Here is a 14717-nt window from a genome sequence, read left to right on the forward strand (position 1 = left end):
GAAAGGAAAGCAAAGAGGATTTATGGCAACGCAACGACGCAAGCGCACCCCCAAGAAGGCGGCGCCCAAACGCACCATCTGGCGCACGCTGTTCTGGCTGGGCTTCAAGCTCTCCCTGGTGGGAGCGGCCTTCATGGTGGTGTTTGGCATCTACCTCGATACCAAGGTGCGTGAACGCTTCGACGGCGAGAAGTGGCAGTTGCCGGTGATGGTCTACAGCCGGCCGCTGGAACTCTATCCCAGCCAGCGCCTCTCCCAGGCCCAGATGCTGCGCGAGCTCAACATGCTGAGCTACAAGCAGGTGCGTCAGCCCCACACTCCGGGCGAGTATGCAGTGAGCGGCAACCGCATCGAGCTTATCCGTCGGCCGTTCGAATTCCATGACGGAGCCGATGCCGCCCGCGGCCTGCGCCTCACCTTCAACGGCGCGCGGCTGGAGGGGATCCAGTCGCTGGAGAATCAGCGTCAGCTCGGCTACGCCCAGATGGACCCGGTGCTGCTCGATCGCCTCAACACCGAGGATCGGGAAGACCGCCTGCTGGTGCGCATCGCCGAGGTGCCGGACAGCCTGCTGATCACCCTGCTCACCACCGAGGATCGCGACTTCTACCAGCACGGCGGCGTCTCGCCGGTGGCCATCATGCGGGCCATGGCGGCCAACCTGCTGGCGGGTCGCACCGTGCAGGGGGGCAGTACCCTGACCCAGCAGCTGGCCAAGAACTTCTTCCTGACCCGGGAACGCAGCCTGTGGCGCAAGGCGCAGGAAGCCTACATGGCGGTGCTGATCGACTATCGCTACAGCAAGGACGAGATCCTGGAGGCCTACCTCAACGAGGTCTATCTGGGGCAGAACTTCTCCCAGGGGGTCTATGGTTTCGGGCTCGCCTCCTACTTCTACTTTGGCATTCCGGTCAACGAGCTGGACATCGATCAGGTGGCCCTGCTGGTGGGCATGGTGAAGGGCCCCTCCTATTACGATCCCTGGCGCTTCCCGGAGCGGGCCAAGGCGCGTCGTGATCTGGTGCTCAAGCTGCTGATGGATCACGGCAGCCTGCAACCGGCCGAGTATGAACTCGCCAGCAAGCAGCCGCTCGGCATCATCACCCGCGGCCAGATGAGCTATGGCCGCACCCCGGCCTTTATGGGCCTGCTCAAGCGGGAGATCCAGAGTCGCTTCGGCCCGGATCTGCTCAAGCAGTCCGGCCTCAAGATCTTCACCAGTCTGGATCCCATCGCCCAGCATGCCGCCGAGCAGGCGGTGGAGTCGGGTCTGGCCCAGATCGAGAAGCTGCGCGGCAAGAAGAAGCTGGAGGCGGCCATGGTGGTCTCCGACTGGCACAAGGGCGAGGTGGTGGCCATGGTGGGCGGCCGGGATCCGCGCTATGCCGGCTTCAACCGGGCGCTGGATGCCCGTCGCCAGATAGGCTCGCTGGTCAAGCCGGCAGTCTACCTGACCGGTCTCTCCAACGGCCTGACCCTGGGCACGCCGCTCAAGGACCAGCCGATCCGCATTCGTGGCAAGGATGGCCAGATCTGGACCCCGCAAAACTACGACCGCAAGTTCCGCCAGAGCGTGCCGCTGATGGATGCGCTGGCCAGCTCCCTCAACGTGCCGACCGTCAATCTGGGGCTGCAGGTGGGGCTGGACAAGGTGGTGGACACCCTGCACAAGCTGGGGGTGGAGCAGGAGATCCAGCCCTATCCCTCGCTGGTGCTGGGGGCGGTGGCGCTCTCGCCGATGGAGGTGAACCAGATGTATCTGCCCATCGCCAACCAGGGGCTGACCCAGCCGCTGTCGGCGATCCGGGCGGTGGTCAACAGCGACGGCAGCAAGCTCTATCAGCATGATGAAGCGGCCAAGCGGGTGACCGACGAGCAGGCCAGCTGGCTGACCCTGTTCGCCATGACCAAGACGGTGAGCCAGGGCACGGCGCGCGCGCTCGGTGCCAAGTTCCCCGGCGCCACCATGGCGGCCAAGACGGGCACCACCAACGAGCTGCGCGACTCCTGGTTCACCGGGCTCGACAACAACGAGCTGGTCAGTATCTGGGTCGGTCGCGACGACAACACCCCGGCCGGCCTGACCGGTGCCAGCGGTGCCCTGCAGCTGTTCAGCGGCTACATGAGCCAGCGCGGGGTCAACAGCCTGGCCATGAACATGCCGCAAGGGGTGAGCTGGGCCAGCTTCTCCCGCGCCAGCGGCACCCGGGTCACCAGCGACTGCCCCGGCAGTCTGCAGGTGCCGGCCAAGCTGGCCGGGCTGGCCGAGCCCATGGGCTGCGCCAGCCCGGTGTCCAGCCCGGCCAATGCGCTGGACAACTGGTTCAACGGTTTCTTCAACTGACCGCGGCGGGCAGCCCAGGCTGCCCGCTTGCCCGGAGTGTTCATGTCACATCCTCTGTTTGATGCCATCCACCACGTGGCCATCATCGCCAGCGACTATGCGCGCTCGCGCCACTTCTACCATCAGGTGCTGGGGCTGCCCATCATCGCCGAGACGCTGCGCGAGGAGCGCCAGTCGTGGAAGCTGGATCTGGCGCTGCCGGACGGCAGCCAGCTGGAGTTGTTCAGCTTCCCGGCGCCGCCGCCGCGCTCCTCCCGGCCGGAGGCGTGCGGCTTGCGCCATCTGGCCTTTCGGGTCGCTGAGCTCGACCGGGTCATCGCCCATCTGCAGGGTCATGGTATCGAGGTGGAGCCGGTGCGGGTGGATGAGCTGACCAGCAAGCGCTTTACCTTCTTCGCCGACCCCGACGGCCTGCCGCTGGAGCTCTACGAAGCGGGCCGCTGAGGCAGACCTGTCGCGAGCCTGCATTGCCTCATAAAGAGCAGAAGCCGCCCGGTTAGCCGGGCGGCTTCTTTTCATGGTGTGCGGTGCGTGACGGGGGCGATCAGGCGGTGGTGAGCAGGGTTACCGCAACGGCCATCACCAGCATGCCGACCCAGCCGATGGGCTTGAGCCGCTCGCCAAACAGCAGCAAGCCACCGAGGGCGGTGCCCAGAATGCCGATGGCACCCCAGGTGGCATAGGCCACGGCCAGATCGATCTTGCCGGTGCTCACCGCTTCCGACAGCAGGGTGAAGGCACACAGCACCAGCAGGATGCCGAGAAACCCCCAGCCTTTGTGACGAAAACCAACCGAGCGGTTGATCGCCATGTTGGCACCGATATCCAGCAGGGCCGCCCCCAGTACGATGATCAACGGGTGCATACGGCCTCCTTGGCAGCGCCAAGGCAGCGAGTACAGCCAGTACCTGCGGCCGGTTTGTCATGGGCAGCGCCAAGACGGCGGGTGCTGCCGGTGCCTGCGGCCGGTTTGTCATGGGCAGCGCCAAGGCGGCGGATGCTGCCGGTGTCCGCGGTCGGTTCGTCATGGGTTTCACCCATTGTCACCAGAACAATACCCACTATGGCCAGCGCTAGTCCGATCAACTCCTGAGCATTCAGGTGGTAGTCGAGGAACAGCACGGAGACGACGGTGATCAGCGCGATCCCCAGCCCCTCCCAGAGCGCGAAGGCAATACCAATGGAGATTGTTTTGGCGGCTTTGGCCAACAACAGATAAGAGAAGGAGATGAGCAGCCACATTGGCAGATAGTTGAGCCAGCCGGCCTCGTTCTCCGGGATCATGGCCATGCTGGAGGTCCCGGCGACCTCGGTCAGAATGGCGCCCGTCAGGAAGATGCGGGCCAGGAGCATGCGATTGAATAACATAAAATGTCCTTTTGTTGCTGCGACGGGGCCATGATAGCCGCAGCTTGCTCAGGCGACAGAATCGCTGAGCGTCGACAATTCAGACGCTGATGGTTTGCCTTGCGAGAAGGGGGCAAGGTAAGGTGAATATCGGATACCCTGCTCACGACCCAGATCATGAAGCTCTATCAGATACAACTCTTTGTGGAATCAGCCAGCAGTGGCTCCATTGCCAATACGGCGCGCCGGCTTGGCAAGAGTCGCAGCGCCGTCAGCACGGCGATAGCGGCGCTTGAGGTTGAGCTTGGCGTCGAACTTTTTGAACGAGGTGCCAACCAGAGCCGCTTGACCGAGATCGGCGAGCAGGTGCTGGACGACTGCAAACGGCTGCTGCAGGCCGCCAACAGCCTCAAACTCAAGTGCGAACACTACGCCTCCGGCGCCGAGGTGGCGCTGCGGGTGGCGCGGGATGACGCCATTCCCGAGGCGGTGTGGCGGGAGATGCTGGGGGCGCTGCGCCACCAGTTTCCCGGCACCAGCATCTCGCTGGTGCTGGCCTCGCCGCCGGAGCTGCCCGCGCTGGTGGAGGAGGGGTTTGTCGACGCCGCCTTCGGCCTCATCACCGAGGAGCAGGAGCGCAGCGGCCTCAACATCGAGGTGCTCAACCCGATCCGCACCCTGATGGTGGTGGCCCCGAGCCACCCGCTGGCCAGCCTGAAGCGGGTATTGCAGCAGGATCTGACCGGTCATACCCAGGTCACCCTCTCCTATGTGGACGAATTTTCGGTCAAGAGCCTGCTGCCCATCGGCGGCCACCACATCGGGCTGTCGAGCTTCGAGCTGATGCGCGATGCGGTGCTCGACGGCCTCGGCTGGGCCGTGCTGCCGTCGCCGCTGATCCAGAGCCAGCTGCGGCAAGGGGAGCTGTTGACCTTGAAGCACAAGTTCAGCCTGCAGTGGCGCGACTACGGCGTCTATCTGTCGCAAAATGCCTATCACGGCAAGGTGTTGGCCTGGCTGAGGAAGGCAATCCAGGCCTATCTCGAACCGTTCGAATAAACCGGCCGGCGCTGGGCGGACACGAGGGGGGCAAGTGCAGGGGCTTGTGATCCATCACTGCCTGATGGTACATACTGTCAGTACCCTCATGCAGCGCCTGGAGGCGTGAACGATATGAGCAGTGCCCAAGACAAGGACGAGCTCTGGCTGGATGACGACATCATCGAGCTGGATGACGATGAGGCCGTGGTGACCAAGGCGATCAACCCCTGGCAGGTGTTGATCGTCGATGATGAGCCGGACATTCATCATGCCACCCGGCTGGCACTTTCCAACATTCAGTACAAATCCCGCCCGCTTGAACTGCTCAACGCCTACAGCGGCGCTGAAGCGGCCCGCATGCTGCTGGCCAATCCGCGCATCGCCCTGATCCTGCTCGACGTGGTGATGGAGACCGAGGATGCCGGCCTGCGGCTGGTGCACCAGATCCGTAACGAGATGCACAACAGTCTGGTGCGTATCGTGCTGCGCACTGGCCAACCGGGGCAGGCCCCGGAGCAGCGGGTGATCCTCGATTACGACATCAACGACTACAAGACCAAGACCGAGCTGACGGTGCAGAAGCTCTATACCACCGTTATCGCCTCCCTGCGCTCCTACGAGACCCTCTGCGCCATCGACAAGAGTCGGCAGGGGCTCGGCAAGATACTGGAGGGGGCGGGGGATCTCTATCATCTGCATTCGCTGCGGGAGTTTGCCTCCGGCGTGCTCAAACAGATCAGCGCCATTCTCGACGTGGGCACCGAAGGCGCCATCTGCGCCGAACGCCGGCCCGGCTCGCAGGAGCTGGAGATCCTGGCGGCCACCGGCGACTATGAATCCTTGCTGAGCGATGTGCCGCTCAGCGCCTTCCCGGCCCTGCACGATTCGGTGATGAGTGCGCTGGCCAACCGCTGCAACCGCTTCGAGCATCCCCAGGATGCGCTCTATATCGCCGCCCAGAACGGGCGTGAGTTCGTGCTCAATTTTACCCCCACCCAGCCGCTCGATCCGCTCGAGTGCGATCTGCTGGACGTGTTCTGCCAGCGGATCTCGGCGGCGTACGACAACCTCTATCTCTACAACCAGCTGCTGCGCGCCCAGGAGGCGACCGTGGTGGCGCTGGCGGCGCTGGCGGAGTTCCGCGATTCGGATACAGGTGATCACGTGCTGCGGGTGCAGAAGCTCTCCGATGCCATCGTGGCCGAGCTGCAGCAGGCGGGGGCCTATCCCGATGAGCTGACACCGGGCTTCGTCGACATGATCGGCATGGCCAGCATACTGCACGACGTGGGCAAGGTGGGCACGCCGGACCACATCCTGCACAAGCCGGGCCGGTTCGAACCGGATGAGTGGGTCATCATGGAGCAGCACGCGGACATCGGCGCCAGCATATTGCACAAGGCGGGGGAGATGGTGGAGGGCACCAGCTATCTGTCGCTGGGGGCCGAGATTGCTCGCGGCCATCATGAACACTTCGATGGCAAGGGTTACCCGGAGCAGCTGGCCGGCCAGCAGATCCCGCTGTCGGCCCGCATCGTGGCCGTGGTCGACGTGTTCGATGCCCTGCTCAGCAAGCGGCCCTACAAGGAGCCCTGGTCACTGGCCCGACCATGGAATATATCCTGTCACGCTCCGGCAGCCAGTTCGATCCCCTGGTGGTGCAGGCGCTCCAGCGTTTGGTCAGCCAGTCGCGGCTGCCATACGAGCTGTGACACCGGACGGAAACAACAAAGGGGCCACTGGCCCCTTTGTTGTTTCCGGCTGCCTGCGCCACCGCATCGATCTCGTCAGCGCGGCGCGTAGCGTGTGCGGGGCTGCTGCCGGCGAAACGGCAACAGCACCAGGCTGAGCAACAGATCGCCAAGCAGGGCTGCGAGCAGGCCTGCCGCCATGCCGCAGACGATGGCGGCCTGCTTGAGCGGCACCACGTAGCTGTAGTTTTGCAGGGTATCCTGCCAGAGCTGGGGCTCGGCGCGCAGCAGCAGGTGGGAGAGTTGCCGGTACCAGGGATGGTGCTTGTAGACGCTCTCCTGCTGCAGGGTCTGGCGCTGGCTGACCAGCAGCTGCAGGCTGGCAGCATCTTTGGCGAATACCGGATCCGGGTTGGTGCGGTAGTGGTTGACCAGGGCCGTCAGATCGCCGTCGAAATGCTGGTCCGCCGTCTCCTGAAAAGGGGCCAGGCTGAGGCTGGCCTGTTGCAGGCGGGCATCCAACCGCTGGTAGTAGAGGTCGATCAGACCCGGGATCTGCACGCCGGCCAGCAGGCCCAGGGCAAACAGCATCATCCGAAGGTAGCTGCGCATAGCACTCGTCATCTCGCGAAATAGAGGGACTCCATACTAGCCGCAAGGCTGCAACAGGCCAAGCCGGCAGGGGACGCGCCGGCTTTCCGGATAGGAGGCATGACCCTTTCCTCCCTCGTTTGTGTGATTCACGTCACGCTTTTTATGCTTTAAAATACGGCCCCATTTTTCGGGGAGGAGAGTCCGTATGCGCAAATTTATACCCTGTTATCTGTTGGGTGGTCTCATCGCCATCAGTTGGGCCGCTTTGCCCGATCACGGCCCCTGGGATCAGTGGGATCTCGCCGTCTTCCATCTGGTCAATGGCTGGCTGGGTCAGGCTCAGTGGTGGGCCGATCTGGTGGCCGTGACCAACAACCGGCTGTTCGATCTGGCGGTACTCTCCTGCATGGGGCTGATCCTCTCTCACTGCTTCTGGTGTGCGGACGAGCAGGGACGCCGCCGGCTGGTGGCCATGGGGATCGTCATGCTGCTGGGGGCCCTGGTGATCAACCAGTTCGGTCATCTGCTGCCGGTCAGCCGGCCGAGCCCGACCCTGACGGTGACGGACGCGCTGCGGGTGACCCAGCTCAGCGAGATCCCGACCAAGGATTCGTCCAGCGACAGCTTCCCCGGCGATCACGCCCTGTTCCTGATGATCTTCGCCGGTTTTGCCCTGCGCTATCTGCCACGCTGGGCCGGGGTGACCGCGCTGCTGATGGTGCCGTTGTTCTCGGCGCCCCGCATCCTCTCCGGCGCCCACTGGCTGACGGATGTCTATGTGGGGGCCCTGTCGCTGACCCTGCTCTGTCTGCCGCTGCTGCTGTTGACCGGGCTGTCGGATGCGCTGATCGGCTGGATCGCCCAGCGACTGCCGCGTCTGCCGGGCTGGCAGTGGCTGGCGGGCAAAACGCCGGCGAGTCAGCAATAAAAAAGAAGGTCGGTGCATACCGGCCTTCTTTTTGGCTACTTCCCGCCGGTGACTGTGGTCGTCGCGAAATGACCATGACTACCACCGGTGGCCCCAGGCCTGCTGGCCCTCATAGACAAGTATTAGCAGATTCGTTCGGGCGTGCTCATCATGACTTTCTCCAGATAATCGTTTGCATGGGCTGAATGCTTGATCCTGACCAAGATTTTTTATTTTTGCTGCCTTAGAATCGCCGCCCGTTGCTGGAGAATTCTGTATGTTAATTAATCTTTTGCGCCTGATATTCATCATCTGCGCCCTGGTGTTCATCTTCATGCTAGTACGGGCCTGGTGGCACAAACGGCAACAGGGGGAGCTGGAATCGACCCCCTTCTGGCCGGTGGCGGCCATCGGTTTTGTCGCCAATTTTCTCGATACCCTGGGGGTCGGCAGTTTTGCGGTGAAGACCGCCTGCTACAAGCAGTTCAAGCTGATCGACGATCGGCTGTTGCCGGGCACCCTCAACGGCCAGTGCGTGTTGCCGACGGTCACCCAGTCGCTGATCTTCATCGGCGCCGTGCAGGTGGATCCGCTCACCCTCATCGGCATGATGGTGGCCGCCGCTGCCGGGGCGGCCTGGGGGGCGCGCCACGTCGCCTCGTTCGATCGCCAGACCATCCGGCTGGTGATGGCGGTCTCCCTGCTGGTGGTGGCCGGCCTCATCTTTGCGGGCCTGCTTGGGCTGTTCCCCCTCGGTGGCGATGCCATGGGGCTGACCGGTTACAAGCTCGGGATCGCGCTGCTCGGCAACTTCATCTTCGGCGTACTGATGAACGTGGGCATCGGCCTGTTCGCCCCCTGCATGACCCTGGTCTATCTGCTCGGCATGAATCCGCTGGCGGCGTTTCCCATCATGATGGGCTCCACCGCCGTGCTTAGCGTCTTCTCGGCGGGCACCTTCATCCGCAAAGGGGCCTTCGACGCCAAGGCGGTGCTGGCGGTGGCCATCTTCGGCCCTGTCGGCGTGGTGCTGGCGGCCATGCTGGTCAAATCCATGGACATGGCGATGCTCAAATGGCTGGTGGCCTTCATCGTCATCTATACCTCCTGGACCATGTACGCCTCCTGGCGGGCGGCGCGGCGGGCGCCACAACCCCGGCTGGCAGGCGTCACTGGTTAGCCAGTACGGCGCGAGTCGGTGCTGGCCGTGGAGTATTGAAGTGATTGCAGATCTTCAGCGTTATCTATACCTCCTGGACCATGCCCGCTTCTTGGCGGGCGGCGCGGCGGGCACTGCAACTCCGGCTGGCAGAGGTCGCAGGCTGGCCTGCACCAGAGCCGCTTCGGCCCTGGCCCCCAAAAACACATAGAGCCCGAGGGCCAGCAGCAGCCCCACGGCGCACCCCATCACACCCACCGCCGGCCAGAGCAGTTCGCTCTGGCCGAGCGAGCCCTTGAACAGCAGCAACAGCCCCTCGATGGAGACCGCGATCAAGATGGCGGCGATGAAGCGGGTAATGGTGCGGCGAATCGCGCTGTGGCGAAAGATGTCCTTATGCAGCAGCACCTCCTCTTCCAGAATGGTTTTGCCCAAGTCGAATACCGCCAGCGCCAGGGTCAGGAAGATGATGGCACTGAAGGCCCCCAGCCGGTTCTGCTGCGCCCCGCACAGCAGCAGATAGAGCTGCTCCAGCCCGTGCCAGATGAGCGTCGCGACGATCAGAAACAGCGCCAGACTCAGCACCACATAAACCCCCTTGAACCAGGGCATGGCCCGGCGTCGTTCCCTGTCCCCCATCAGCCAGGCGATGAGCTGGTTCAGGCAGAGGGTCAGCTCACGGCCCTGGCCTCTCACGATCAGGTGCAAACGGGCTTGCGGCGCCGGCACCGGTGGCAGGATCCCGAGCGGTTCCCGACTGGGTGCCTGGTTCAGGATGAAGGGATAACTGCGGAGTGAATCGGGTGATGCCGTGAGCAGTCCCAGCAGCAGAGGAGCCAGTTCGGCTTCGTACTCCTGATAGCGTCGCAGCACATCGATGGGGCTCATTTCCGCCATATACACCTCGCTCAAACGGGCTTGCATCCAACTTGCAGGGTGCAAATTGTGGGCCCGTTTTATGACGGGCAGAGGGGCGGGATATGCACCGTTTGGTGACAGAGCAGCACCGCTTGCGTAAATGCTGCACCAACATCGGGCGTACCGGGGGAGGCCGAAGGACGCCGAAGCGGCAATGAAAAAAGGGCCCGTGAAGGGCCCTTTTGCGAGAAGCGGCGGCTTAGCCGGCCAGTTTGGCGAAGCTGCGCTCGGCGGCGGCCAGGGTGTGTTCAATCTCCTTGTCGCCGTGCGCCAGCGACAGGAAGCCCGCCTCGTAGGCACTCGGCGCCAGGTAGACACCCTCTTCCAGCATCAGGTGATAGAAGCGCTTGAAGCGTTCCATGTCACAGCGGGTCACCTGCTCGTAGCGGGTGATCTCGGGCTCGTCGGTGAAGAAGAAGCCGAACATGCCGCCCACGTAGTTGATGGCAAGCGGGATGCCGTGCTTGGCGGCAGCGGCTTTCAGCCCTTCGGCAACCCGGGCTGTCTTGGCGCTCAGCTGCTCATAGAGGCCCGGCTCCAGCAGCAGATCCAGCATGGTCAGGCCGGCAGCCATGGCCACCGGGTTGCCGGAGAGGGTACCGGCCTGATAGACGGGGCCGGTTGGGGCGATGTGCTGCATCACCTTCTTCTTGCCGCCGAAGGCGCCGACCGGCATGCCGGCACCGATGATCTTGCCGAGGGTGGTGAGATCCGGGTCGATATTGTAGTGGCCCTGGGCGCCGCGCAGGGAGACGCGAAAGCCAGTCATTACCTCGTCCAGGATCAGCAGGGCGCCGGCCTCGTCACAGATGGCGCGCAGCCCTTCCAGGAAGCCGGGTACCGGCGGGATGCAGTTCATGTTGCCGGCCACCGGCTCGACGATGATGCAGGCGATCTCGCTGCCGTACTGGCTGAAGGCTTCGCGCACCGACGCCAGATCGTTGAACACGCAGGTGAGGGTGTGCTTGGCAAAGTCGGCCGGGACGCCCGGGCTGTTGGGCTGACCCAGGGTCAGCGCGCCGGAGCCGGCCTTGACCAGCAGGGAGTCGGCGTGGCCGTGGTAGCAGCCTTCGAATTTGACGATCTTGTCGCGACCGGTGTAGCCGCGGGCCAGCCGGATGGCGCTCATGGTCGCCTCGGTGCCGGAGTTGACCATCCGGACCTGTTCCATGGAGGGGACGATCTGGCGCACCTTCTCGGCCATCAGCACTTCGATCTCGGTCGGCGCGCCGTAGCTCAGTCCCTTCTCCACCGCCTTGATGACGGCGGCCTTGATGGCCGGGTGGTTGTGACCCAGCAACATGGGGCCCCAGGAACCGATGTAATCCACATAGGCCTGGCCATCCACGTCATAGAGGTAGGCGCCATCGGCGTGATCGATGAAGCGGGGTGTGCCGCCGACCCCATTGAAGGCGCGGACCGGTGAGTTGACGCCGCCCGGAATGGTCTGGCGGGCCTGTTCAAACAGCTGATCTGATTTTGACATGGATCATCCTTAATGGGATTTTGGTCGTCACACAGGCGCAGGTGGCCGATTGCGGCTCGGCAGTCAGGGGGCGCTGGAGTATGCTTGCGCTCTTGACCCCGGCCAAGGACTGCCCCGTGTTAAATGAAACGGGCCGACTATAGCAGAAAGGCCCGGTGCTGGGCAGCCGGACAGCAGGCCGGATGATCGTCACCTCCGTCAGCAAACGAATGTGGTTTTTTCATGTCGCAACAAGCTCTCTCCTCCTCCGAACCGCTCTCGCCTCCCCGCGGCCCTGTCCTGCGGCGGATCATTCATCAAGACAAGATGCCCCTGCTGGTGCTGCTGTTGGCGGCGCTGGTCGGCACCCTGGCCGGGTTGGTCTGCGGACTGTTCGAGTCCGGCGTGCACTGGCTGGCACAGCAGCGTGTCGACCTGCTGGCCGATCGCCCCTGGTGGCAGCTCGGCCTGCTCGGCTTTGGTTTCAGCGCCTTGCTGGGTTGTATTGGTTATTTCCTGACCCATACCTTTGCGCCGGAGGCGGGTGGCTCCGGCATTCCCGAGATTGAGGGGGCCATGGACGAGCTGCGTCCGGTACGCTGGTGGCGGGTGTTGCCGGTCAAGTTCTTCGGTGGCATCTGCACCCTGAGCTCCGGCATGGTGCTGGGGCGGGAAGGCCCGTCGGTGCAGATCGGCGGCAACCTCGGCAAGATGGTGGCGGATATCTTCCGGCTACCGAAGGAGCATGGCCACGCCCTGCTGGCAGCCGGGGCTGCGGGCGGTCTGGCCGCGGCCTTCAATGCGCCGCTGGCGGGGATCCTGTTCGTGATGGAGGAGATGCGCCCGCAGTTTCGCTACTCCTTTCTGGCCATCAAGGCGGTGGGCATCTCCGCCATCATGGCGACCCTGATGCTGCAGAACATGAAGGGGCAGGGGGCGGTGATCAGCTTGCCTCACTACGATGCGCCGGCTCTCAGGGCGCTCTGGCTGTTCCTCTTCATGGGGGCCGCTTTTGGCGTGCTGGGTTTTGTCTTCAACAAGCTGGTGCTGGCCTGTCAGGATGGTTATCTGGCGCTGCATCAAAACAAGCGCCATCGCTTCGTGGCCATCGGGACGCTGGTGGCAGGAACCTTCGGCGTGCTGTCGCTGGTTGCCCCGGCGGTGACCGGCGGCGGTACCGAGCTCATCCCCCATCTGATGGGCGGGGAGTATGCGATGGCCACCTTGTTCCTCATCTTCTCCATCCGGCTGGTGGCTACCCTGGTCTGTTTCTGCTCAGGCGCGCCGGGCGGGGTGTTTGCCCCGACTCTGGCGCTGGGCACCCTGTTCGGGGTGGTGTTCGGGCATCTGTTCCATGCGGCCTTCCCGGAGCTGGGCATCGAACCCGGTGCCTTTGCCATTGCCGGAATGGGCGCGTTGTTTGCCGCCACCGTACGTGCCCCCATCACGGGGATCGTGCTGGTCACCGAGATGACCGACAACTATCAGCTGATCCTGCCCATGATGATCACCACGGTCGGTGCGACCCTGGTGGCGCAGTGGTTGGGGGGGCGCCCGATTTATTCCCAGATCCTCGAGCGAACTTTACGGCTCGCTGCGCGTCAAAAGCGGGGAGAAAGCGGCGTCACCGCCGGTTAACCCTTTGTCTGCCGGCCTGAATCTGCTTGAGTCGCGTATAGTGAAGGGAGCGTGGCCGCAGTATGCGCAGTAACAAAAGAGGCCTTATGTCCCAGATAGTGAAGTGGTTGGCAGTGCTGATGGTGGGGGCGCTCATCGGCTATTTCGTCGGTAATCGCCAGGAGCTGGCCCAGAGCAGCTTGCTGACGGTGCAGCAGGAGACGCTGGAGCGCCAAGGCAAGGCCATCGGCCAGCTCAAGAGCGAGCTCGGCATCAAGGAGACTCTGCTGGCTACCCAGAAGGCGGCGTTCGAGCAGTTGCAGCAGGCGCTCAAGGATCAGGAGGCCCAGGTACAGGAGCAGAAGCGCCAGCTGGCCTTCTTCGAGCGGATCATGCGCCCCACCGGCGAGCAGGTGGGGGTGGTGATCGACAACCTCACCCTGCAGGAGACCAGTATCCCTGGCCGTTATCACTATCGGCTGGCGCTGACCCAGCCCGCCAAGAAGCGCGAGCTGTTTCGTGGTCAGGTACAGATAAAGGTGGAAGGCAGTCAGGGCGACAAGCCCAGAACCCTCGGCAGCCGTGAGCTGGGTATGAAGGTAGGAGAGGGGCGCTATGCACTGCGTTACTTCCAGCTGCTGGAAGGCAACTGGCAGTTGCCGGAAGGCTTTGTACCGGATCGGGTACGGGTCACCATCAGCAAGGATGGTCGGCAACCAGCCCAGGAGCTGCTGGCTGAATGGGGCGAGGTAATCAAGCCGCTGGTGGTCGCTCCACCGGCACCCGTACCGGCCGCACAGTAAGAAGCTTGGTGAATACTTGAACTGAATGGTCGGGTATTGGATAATTTCGCGGTTTCCATGTTTGTGGATTTAACGGTTGTGAGGTCAGTAATGAGTGCAGTAGCAGAAGCCCCGTTGCCCATCCAGATGACGGATGCGGCAGCCAACAAGGTGAAGACCCTGATCACCGAAGAAGAAAATCCCGAGCTCAAGCTGCGGGTGTACATCACGGGCGGTGGCTGCTCCGGTTTCCAGTATGGTTTCACCTTCGATGAGAAGATCAATGAAGGGGATACCGTGGTCGAGAAGAGCGGGGTCACCATGGTGATCGATCCCATGAGCCTGCAGTATCTGGTTGGCGGCAGCGTGGATTACACCGAAGGTCTGGAAGGTTCTCGCTTCACCGTGACCAACCCCAACGCCACTACCACCTGTGGCTGTGGTTCCAGCTTCTCTATCTGATATAGAGATACTGCGTGACATCGAAGGGCCCCAAGGGGCCCTTTTCGTTTTCCCCTCATACCTATAGTCTGACGCCCTTGACCAGTCAGTAATGCTAAAGGGCCCTTGGTGGGCTTACTTTGGGTTGTTGTTGGGGCGCTTTTCATCCTGATTGATGGTTAGTTAAACACTTGAACGTCTTTTTCAAAAAAACACGGAGTTTTCGCTTGTCAGCGAGAATCATATCCCTATAATGCGCCTCCATCAGCACGGCGCAGTGCGCGTCTGGTCTGGTTTGCAAAACAAACCAGTAAGGGTTATAGTTGTAGACCCTGCTCTTTAACAATTTGAATCAAGCAATCTGTGTGGGCACTCACAGCATCGAGCATCAAAAACAATTTTTGATATCAA

12 protein-coding genes and 2 pseudogenes are annotated in these 14717 nt (G+C 62.8%); 9 read left to right on the forward strand and 5 right to left on the reverse strand.

Annotation, left to right across the window (positions count from 1 at the left end; translation table 11 throughout):
- Nucleotides 1-22 precede the first annotated feature (22 nt).
- Together mrcB and gloA2 are read left to right on the forward strand one after the other, a co-directional pair.
- Nucleotides 23-2344 (forward strand): penicillin-binding protein 1B, encoded by a 2322-nt coding sequence (gene mrcB / locus PG881_RS03420; protein WP_016351880.1) that lies wholly within the window; start codon nucleotides 23-25, stop codon nucleotides 2342-2344.
- Between the two features lie 42 nt (nucleotides 2345-2386).
- Nucleotides 2387-2788 carry an SMU1112c/YaeR family gloxylase I-like metalloprotein gene (gene gloA2, locus PG881_RS03425; protein ID WP_270798038.1) on the forward strand — a complete coding sequence of 134 codons (402 nt, stop codon included), beginning with the start codon at nucleotides 2387-2389 and terminating at the stop codon, nucleotides 2786-2788.
- A gap of 100 nt (nucleotides 2789-2888) precedes the next feature.
- Here the strand turns inward: gloA2 and PG881_RS03430 are convergent, their stop codons facing one another.
- The gene (locus PG881_RS03430; RefSeq protein WP_011707272.1) at nucleotides 2889-3209 is read right to left on the reverse strand and encodes an SMR family transporter; all 321 of its coding nucleotides are present in this window, start codon (nucleotides 3207-3209) and stop codon (nucleotides 2889-2891) included.
- Nucleotides 3210-3349: 140 nt separating this feature from the next.
- Nucleotides 3350-3712, reverse strand: a pseudogene (locus PG881_RS03435) (SMR family transporter); the annotation flags it as partial.
- Nucleotides 3713-3868: 156 nt separating this feature from the next.
- Between PG881_RS03435 and PG881_RS03440 the strand changes: the two are divergent.
- Nucleotides 3869-4750 (forward strand): LysR family transcriptional regulator, encoded by an 882-nt coding sequence (locus PG881_RS03440; protein WP_270798040.1) that lies wholly within the window; start codon nucleotides 3869-3871, stop codon nucleotides 4748-4750.
- 114 nt (nucleotides 4751-4864) lie between these two features.
- Nucleotides 4865-6444 (forward strand): annotated as a pseudogene (locus PG881_RS03445) (DUF3369 domain-containing protein).
- Between the two features lie 75 nt (nucleotides 6445-6519).
- On the opposite strand, the gene PG881_RS03450 reads toward PG881_RS03445, so the two are convergent.
- Entirely contained in the window at nucleotides 6520-7047 is a 528-nt protein-coding gene (locus PG881_RS03450; protein ID WP_270798041.1) for a DUF2937 family protein, read from the reverse strand.
- A gap of 175 nt (nucleotides 7048-7222) precedes the next feature.
- Between PG881_RS03450 and PG881_RS03455 the strand changes: the two genes are divergently transcribed.
- Both PG881_RS03455 and PG881_RS03460 read left to right on the forward strand, forming a co-directional pair.
- Nucleotides 7223-7945: a phosphatase PAP2 family protein gene (locus PG881_RS03455; RefSeq protein WP_270798042.1), complete on the forward strand. Its 723-nt coding sequence runs from the start codon at nucleotides 7223-7225 to the stop codon at nucleotides 7943-7945.
- A 256-nt stretch (nucleotides 7946-8201) separates the two neighbouring features.
- Nucleotides 8202-9104, forward strand: a complete 903-nt coding sequence (locus PG881_RS03460; protein WP_045789069.1) for a sulfite exporter TauE/SafE family protein — start codon at nucleotides 8202-8204, stop codon at nucleotides 9102-9104.
- Between the two features lie 60 nt (nucleotides 9105-9164).
- On the opposite strand, the gene PG881_RS03465 is transcribed toward PG881_RS03460, so the two are convergent.
- Entirely contained in the window at nucleotides 9165-9980 is an 816-nt protein-coding gene (locus PG881_RS03465) for a hypothetical protein (protein ID WP_252376538.1), read from the reverse strand.
- Nucleotides 9981-10200: 220 nt separating this feature from the next.
- Entirely contained in the window at nucleotides 10201-11487 is a 1287-nt protein-coding gene (gene hemL / locus PG881_RS03470) for a glutamate-1-semialdehyde 2,1-aminomutase (protein WP_270798043.1), read from the reverse strand.
- Nucleotides 11488-11709: 222 nt separating this feature from the next.
- On the opposite strand from hemL, the gene clcA reads away from it, so the two are divergent.
- From clcA to erpA, 3 genes are all read left to right on the forward strand, one after another.
- The gene (gene clcA, locus PG881_RS03475; RefSeq protein ID WP_017411006.1) at nucleotides 11710-13104 is read left to right on the forward strand and encodes a H(+)/Cl(-) exchange transporter ClcA; all 1395 of its coding nucleotides are present in this window, start codon (nucleotides 11710-11712) and stop codon (nucleotides 13102-13104) included.
- 86 nt (nucleotides 13105-13190) lie between these two features.
- On the forward strand, nucleotides 13191-13886 hold the full coding sequence (locus tag PG881_RS03480) for a DUF6776 family protein (protein WP_039214522.1): 696 nt from the start codon (nucleotides 13191-13193) through the stop codon (nucleotides 13884-13886).
- A 90-nt stretch (nucleotides 13887-13976) separates the two neighbouring features.
- Nucleotides 13977-14327 carry an iron-sulfur cluster insertion protein ErpA gene (gene erpA, locus PG881_RS03485; RefSeq protein ID WP_005304404.1) on the forward strand — a complete coding sequence of 117 codons (351 nt, stop codon included), beginning with the start codon at nucleotides 13977-13979 and terminating at the stop codon, nucleotides 14325-14327.
- Nucleotides 14328-14717: the final 390 nt, after the last annotated feature.

The organism is Aeromonas sp. QDB54 (genome assembly GCF_027707385.1).
Taxonomy (GTDB): domain Bacteria; phylum Pseudomonadota; class Gammaproteobacteria; order Enterobacterales; family Aeromonadaceae; genus Aeromonas; species Aeromonas hydrophila.

Coding starts and splice junctions, on each gene's coding strand:
- PG881_RS03480 (WP_039214522.1), top strand. CDS start 13,191: ATGTCCCAGATAGTGAAGTGGTTGGCAGTGCTGATGGTGGGGGCGCTC.
- PG881_RS03465 (WP_252376538.1), bottom strand. CDS start 9,980: ATGGCGGAAATGAGCCCCATCGATGTGCTGCGACGCTATCAGGAGTAC.
- PG881_RS03460 (WP_045789069.1), top strand. CDS start 8,202: ATGTTAATTAATCTTTTGCGCCTGATATTCATCATCTGCGCCCTGGTG.
- PG881_RS03430 (WP_011707272.1), bottom strand. CDS start 3,209: ATGCACCCGTTGATCATCGTACTGGGGGCGGCCCTGCTGGATATCGGT.
- hemL (WP_270798043.1), bottom strand. CDS start 11,487: ATGTCAAAATCAGATCAGCTGTTTGAACAGGCCCGCCAGACCATTCCG.
- erpA (WP_005304404.1), top strand. CDS start 13,977: ATGAGTGCAGTAGCAGAAGCCCCGTTGCCCATCCAGATGACGGATGCG.
- PG881_RS03450 (WP_270798041.1), bottom strand. CDS start 7,047: ATGACGAGTGCTATGCGCAGCTACCTTCGGATGATGCTGTTTGCCCTG.
- clcA (WP_017411006.1), top strand. CDS start 11,710: ATGTCGCAACAAGCTCTCTCCTCCTCCGAACCGCTCTCGCCTCCCCGC.
- mrcB (WP_016351880.1), top strand. CDS start 23: ATGGCAACGCAACGACGCAAGCGCACCCCCAAGAAGGCGGCGCCCAAA.
- gloA2 (WP_270798038.1), top strand. CDS start 2,387: ATGTCACATCCTCTGTTTGATGCCATCCACCACGTGGCCATCATCGCC.
- PG881_RS03455 (WP_270798042.1), top strand. CDS start 7,223: ATGCGCAAATTTATACCCTGTTATCTGTTGGGTGGTCTCATCGCCATC.
- PG881_RS03440 (WP_270798040.1), top strand. CDS start 3,869: ATGAAGCTCTATCAGATACAACTCTTTGTGGAATCAGCCAGCAGTGGC.